Source organism: Hansschlegelia beijingensis (assembly GCF_045505405.1).
Classification (GTDB): Bacteria; Pseudomonadota; Alphaproteobacteria; order Rhizobiales; family Methylopilaceae; genus Methylopila; species Methylopila beijingensis_A.
The window spans coordinates 1-5,347 of record NZ_JBJKEX010000212.1; the positions used below are offsets into that span (position 1 = coordinate 1).

Genomic DNA, 5,347 nt, shown 5'->3' on the forward strand with positions numbered 1-5,347 from the left:
GTCCGCGACGTAGCGGCAATTCGGCTGCTCGTAGATCTCGCCCGGCGTGGCGACCTGGACGAGCTGGCCGCATTCCCGGCGCGCAACAGCGCTTCGGCGGCCGCAACGATCTCGAGCGGCTCGCTCATGCGGCCGAGCCCGCTTTCTCCACGCTCGGCCATCAGGCCGGTCCCCGGTCCGACGAAGCGGACGCCGTCGGCTTCGAGGCGCGACACGTTCCGGCGGGTCGCCGGATGCGCCCACATCGTGGGGTTCATGGCGGGGGCGGCCAGCACCGGCGCCGTGGTGGCGATCAGCGCGGTGGAGGCGAGGTCGTTGGCGAGCCCGTTCGCCATCTTGGCCAGAAGGTCGGCGGTCGCGGGCGCGACCACTACCAGATCGGCGTCGCGCGCCAGCCGGATGTGGCCGACGTCGTGTTCGTCGGTCAGGTCGAACAGGTTCTGGAAGGCGCGCTCGCCCGTGAGCGTCGCGACCGAGAGCGGCGTCACGAACTCCGCCGCGGCGTCGGTCAGGATCGCTCGGACCGAACAGCCGCGCTCTTTAAGCCGCCGGATCAGGTCGAGCGACTTATAGGCCGCGATGCCGCCGCCGATGATGAGAAGGATGCGCGTCTCGCGCGCGGCGCCGCCCAGGCCTGTCACGGTGAACTCCGGGGTTACCCGAACACATAGAACACGAGCGAGATTGCGATCACCCACAGCGCGAGATCACCCCGGAACGCGCGGCGCTGCACGGCGTAGGCGATCGCCTGGATGCTTTCGTCCGAGAAGGTGACGCCTCCGCGCACGACTTCCTCGAGCTCCACCGACGTGCGGTTGACCCGCAGCAGCAGATCCGGGAGCTGCCCGACGCCCCTCGCCAGCTTCCGCAGCTCGTCCGTGGTGCGCTCCGCGATCCCCACAGGGCCAAGATTGCGCTCGATCCATTCCCGCACCACGGGGTCCGCGGTCCGCCACATGTCGAGCTTCGGGTCCAGCGTGCGCGCGACGCCCTCGACCACCACCATGGTCTTCTGCAGCATCAGGAGCTCCGGCCGCGTCTCCATCCGGAACAGTTCGGTGACCTCGAACAGCAGCGTCAGCAGGCGCGCCATGGAGATCTGGTCGGCGGTGCGCGAATAGATCGGCTCGCCGATGGCCCGGAGCGCCCGGGCGAACTCGTCGACTGACTCGTCGGCGGGAACATAGCCCGCCTCGAAATGGACCTCCGCGATCCGGCGGTAGTCCCGCACGATGAAACCGTAGAGGATCTCCGCGAGGAACCTGCGTTCCTTCATGCCGAGCCGGCCCGTGATCCCGAAGTCCACCGCGATCAGGGTGCCGGCGGAATCCACGAACAGATTCCCCGGATGCATGTCGGCGTGGAAGAAGCCGTCCCGCATCGCGTGGCGCAGGAAGGTTTGCATCAGGTGCCGTCCGAGGGCCGGCAGGTCGTGCCCCGCGGCGGCCAGGCCGGCGCGATCGGAGAGCTTCACGCCGTCGATCCACTCCATCGTCAGCACGCCGCGGGTGGTCCTCTCCCAGTCGACGGCCGGCACACGGAAGCCGGGATCGCCGGCGGTGTTCTCGGCGATCTCGGAGAGCGCGGCCGCCTCCAGTCGCAGATCCATCTCGATCGCGACCGATCGCGCCAGCGTCCGGACCACCTCCAGCGGCCTCAGCCGGCGGGTCTTCGGGACCCAGCGCTCCAGCAGGCGCGCGACGACAAACACGGCCGCCAGGTCGCGGGAGAAGCGGCGCGCCACATCGGGCCGCACGATCTTGACCGCGACCGCGCGCTCGCCGCCATCCTCGGTCCGCACCACCGCGCGGTGCACCTGTGCGATCGACGCCGCCGCGACTGCGGGCCCGACCGAGACGAAGCTTGCGGAGAGCGGCGCCCCGAGCGCCTCCACGATGGCCGCCTCCGCGACCTCGTGCGGGAAGGGCGGCACGCTGTCATGCAGCCGTTCGAGGTCGCGCGCGGTCTTGAACCCGACCACGTCGGGCCGCGTCGCGAGGAACTGGCCGAGCTTCACATAAGAGGGCCCGAGCCGCTCCAGCGCGTTGGCGAGACCTTCTCCGCCGTCCTTGGCGGAGCGCTTCTCGATCAGCCTGCCGAGGCGCAGCAGGGTGCGGGCGAGGGGGGGAAGCTCGAGCGGATCAGCGAGCCGCAGCGCGCCTTCGCGCGCCATGACGAAGCCCCCGCGGGCGAGCCGAAACAGATTCGGGACGGCGCTCAGAACGGGCATCGTCGCGACCTAGACGCCTGAACCGGCGCGGCGTGTCCTCAAGAAGGCCACCTCTAGATCCTGAAGCCGACATGCAGCGCCGCGACGCCGCCCGTCATGGGCGTCGCGGTGACCTGCTCGAATCCGGCCTCGCGCATCATGTCCGCGAAGGTCTCCGCGTCGGGAAACTTGCGGATCGACTCGACGAGATAGCGATAAGGCTCGGCGTCGCCGGCCACCATCCGGCCGAGCTGCGGGATGACCTTGAACGAGAACGCGTCGTAGATCCGGTCGAAGCCGGGCACGTCCACCTTCGAGAACTCGAGCACCAGCAGGCGGCCGCCCGGCTTGAGCACGCGGCGCATCTCCTTCAGCGCGAGGGGGATGCGGGGAACGTTCCGGATGCCGAAGGCGATCGTCACGGCGTCGAACGAGCGGTCCGGAAGAGGCAGGTCCTCCGCGTTGCCCTGGATGAAGGTGACGCGATCCGAGAGCCGCTTCTTGGCCGCGCGGGCGGCGCCGACCTCGAGCATGGCGCCGTTGATGTCCAGCACCGTGACCGCCACTCCGGTCCCGCCGGCGTCGATCGCCCGGAAGGCGATGTCGCCCGTGCCGCCGGCGACGTCCAGCAGGTCGAACCTGCGCGGGCCGCGCGGCAGCCCGATCGACGTGGTCATCACGGACTTCCAGGCCCGATGCAGACCGCCCGACATCAGGTCGTTCATCAGGTCGTAGCGCGACGCCACCTTGTGGAAGACGTCGTCGACCAGGCCCTGCTTCTCGCTGAGCGGAACGTCGGTGAATCCGAAATGGGTGTCGGTCCCGGCGTCGGGGCCGTGCTGTCCGTCCATGGGCGTCGCAATCCTCGGGCAGGGCGCGCGGACCCTAGCGCGGGGGCGGAGGCGGCGCCAGTCGCCAACGCCCAGACTTGAGCCGCGAGGCCCGCGGCCCGACATTCAGGGCCCCGCCCGCCGCGCCTCCCGAAAGCACCCCGTCATGCCTGAACTTCCCGAAGTCGAGACCGTGCGCCGCGGGCTCGCGCCCGTCATGGAAGGCCGCCGGATCGAGCGGGTGGAGGCCCGCCGGCCGGACCTGCGCTTCCCGTTCCCGGAGCGTTTCGCCGAGCGGATCGCCGGCCGCACCGTCACCTCGCTCGGCCGGCGCGCCAAATATCTGCTGGCGGATCTCGACGACGGCGAGACGCTGGTGATGCATCTCGGCATGTCCGGATCGTTCCGCGTCACCCTGCCGGAGACCGGACAGGCGCCTGGCGCATTCCATCATCCCCGCTCGAAGGCGGCGGCGCACGACCACGTGACGTTCGCGATGTCGGGGGGCGCGACCGTGACCTACAACGATCCGCGCCGCTTCGGCTTCATGGCGCTGATCCCGCGCGCCGGACTCGAGACGCACCCGCTGTTCCGGCATGTCGGGATCGAACCGCTGGGCAACGAGCTCGACGGCGCCCTGCTGGCGCGGCTGTTTCACGGCAGACAGACAAGCCTCAAGGCAGCGCTGCTCGACCAGCGGCTGATCGCCGGGCTTGGCAACATCTATGTCTGCGAGGCGCTGCACCGCGCCCGGTTGTCGCCAAAGCGCCTGGCGGGCTCGACCGCCAGCAAGAGCGGCGGCCCCACGGCGCGCTCGGAGCGGCTGGGGCTCGCGATCCGCGAGGTGCTGCAGGCCGCGATCGCGGCCGGCGGCTCGACCTTGCGCGACTTCTCCCACGCCGATGGCGAGCTCGGCTATTTCCAGCATTCGTTCCGCGTCTATGACCGGGAGGATGAGCCCTGCCCGACGCCGGACTGCCGCGGGGTCGTGAAGCGGATCACCCAGACGGGACGCTCGACCTTCTTCTGCCCCGTCTGCCAGGAATGACGCGAAGCGGCGGCGTCCGCCCCGACGGGCCGCGGACGCGGGGCCCGATCGTCATCGCTACGAAGCGCTCTATGCTTTCCCGACGATCCGGACGAGCTCCAGCCGGATGACGCCTGTCACCCAAGAGGCCCCATGACGCCATCCTTCGAAACCGTCCTGGTCGAGACCCGCGGCGCCGTCGGCCTCATCACGCTCAACCGACCGAAGGCCATGAACGCGCTCAACGCGCAGCTCGTCCGCGAGCTTGGCGAGGCGGTGGCGGCGTTCGACGCAGACGACGCCATCGGCGCCTTGGTGATCCGGGGCGACGAGAAGGCCTTCGCGGCGGGCGCGGACATCCGCGAGATGGCGGAGCAGGGCTTCGCCGACGTCTATCTCGCCGATCTCGGTGGCGCCTGGCGCAAGCTGCTCGGCTGCCGCAAGCCGCTGATCGCCGCGGTCTCGGGTTACGCGCTCGGCGGCGGCTGCGAACTCGCAATGATGTGCGACATCATCATCGCGGCGGAGGACGCCAAGTTTGGCCAGCCCGAGATCACGCTCGGGATCATTCCGGGCTTCGGCGGGACGCAGCGCCTCACCCGCGCGGTCGGCAAGGCGAAGGCCATGGACCTGATCCTGACCGGCCGGATGATGGACGCGCAGGAGGCGGAGCGTTCGGGGCTCGTGGCTCGCCTCGTTCCGCCCGAGCGCCTGACCGAGGAAGCGATGGCGATCGCGGACCGCATCGCCTCGCTGCCGCGCGTCGCGACGTTCTCCGCCAAGGAGGCCGTCAACGCCGCCTTCGAGAGCCCGCTGTCCGAGGGCGCCCGCGCCGAGCGCCGTGCGTTCCAGGCGCTGTTCGCGACGGAGGACCAGAAAGAGGGAATGGCCGCGTTTCTGGAGAAGCGGAAACCGCAGTTCAGGAACCGGTGACGCTCAGCGGGTCACGGGCTCGTTGGGGAGCTCGTCCCCGAGGCCCGGCTGCGGCGGCAGGACATCGGCGAGCGCGTCGCCGCAGCGCTCCACCGCCGCCACGATCCCGTCCGCCACCCGTCCCTGCTTGGCGGCGGCCACGATCGCCATGACGGTCTCGCGCCAGGTCTCGGGGGCGACCGCGGTGTGCACCCCCTCGTCCGCGATGACCTCGACATGCCTTTCGGCCAGCGCCACGTGGATCAGCACTCCCGTGCGCTCCTTGGTGCGGCCGAGCCCAAGCTCCATGAAGGCGCGCTCCGCGGCGCGGCGCGCGGCCGACGCCGGTAGCCTGTCCAGGCGCAGGGC

At 70.4% G+C, this 5,347-nt stretch carries 6 protein-coding genes; 2 read left to right on the forward strand and 4 right to left on the reverse strand.

Annotation, left to right across the window (positions count from 1 at the left end; translation table 11 throughout):
- The 3 genes from ACIKT0_RS12525 to ubiE form a co-directional block, all read right to left on the reverse strand.
- The coding region (locus tag ACIKT0_RS12525; RefSeq protein ID WP_407105659.1) for a flavoprotein at window positions 1-641 on the reverse strand (641 nt) is incomplete at its 3' end.
- Between the two features lie 14 nt (window positions 642-655).
- Window positions 656-2,230 (reverse strand): 2-polyprenylphenol 6-hydroxylase, encoded by a 1,575-nt coding sequence (ubiB, locus tag ACIKT0_RS12530; protein WP_407105660.1) that lies wholly within the window; start codon window positions 2,228-2,230, stop codon window positions 656-658.
- Window positions 2,231-2,283: 53 nt separating this feature from the next.
- Window positions 2,284-3,060: a bifunctional demethylmenaquinone methyltransferase/2-methoxy-6-polyprenyl-1,4-benzoquinol methylase UbiE gene (gene ubiE, locus ACIKT0_RS12535; protein ID WP_407105661.1), complete on the reverse strand. Its 777-nt coding sequence runs from the start codon at window positions 3,058-3,060 to the stop codon at window positions 2,284-2,286.
- A gap of 145 nt (window positions 3,061-3,205) precedes the next feature.
- Here ubiE and mutM point away from each other — a divergent pair, with 145 nt between their 5' ends.
- Together mutM and ACIKT0_RS12545 are read left to right on the forward strand one after the other, a co-directional pair.
- Window positions 3,206-4,087 (forward strand): bifunctional DNA-formamidopyrimidine glycosylase/DNA-(apurinic or apyrimidinic site) lyase, encoded by an 882-nt coding sequence (mutM, locus tag ACIKT0_RS12540; protein ID WP_407105662.1) that lies wholly within the window; start codon window positions 3,206-3,208, stop codon window positions 4,085-4,087.
- Window positions 4,088-4,219: 132 nt separating this feature from the next.
- On the forward strand, window positions 4,220-4,999 hold the full coding sequence (locus ACIKT0_RS12545) for an enoyl-CoA hydratase (RefSeq protein WP_407105663.1): 780 nt from the start codon (window positions 4,220-4,222) through the stop codon (window positions 4,997-4,999).
- A gap of 3 nt (window positions 5,000-5,002) precedes the next feature.
- Here ACIKT0_RS12545 and ACIKT0_RS12550 read toward each other — a convergent pair.
- A partial coding sequence (locus tag ACIKT0_RS12550) for a TPM domain-containing protein (RefSeq protein ID WP_407105664.1) occupies window positions 5,003-5,347 on the reverse strand: 345 nt, incomplete at its 5' end.

What these genes read in the sequence shown, in the direction of transcription:
- ubiB (WP_407105660.1), bottom strand. Translation starts at nt 2,230, where the DNA reads ATGCCCGTTCTGAGCGCCGTCCCGAATCTGTTTCGGCTCGCCCGCGGG.
- ubiE (WP_407105661.1), bottom strand. Translation starts at nt 3,060, where the DNA reads ATGGACGGACAGCACGGCCCCGACGCCGGGACCGACACCCATTTCGGA.
- mutM (WP_407105662.1), top strand. Translation starts at nt 3,206, where the DNA reads ATGCCTGAACTTCCCGAAGTCGAGACCGTGCGCCGCGGGCTCGCGCCC.
- ACIKT0_RS12545 (WP_407105663.1), top strand. Translation starts at nt 4,220, where the DNA reads ATGACGCCATCCTTCGAAACCGTCCTGGTCGAGACCCGCGGCGCCGTC.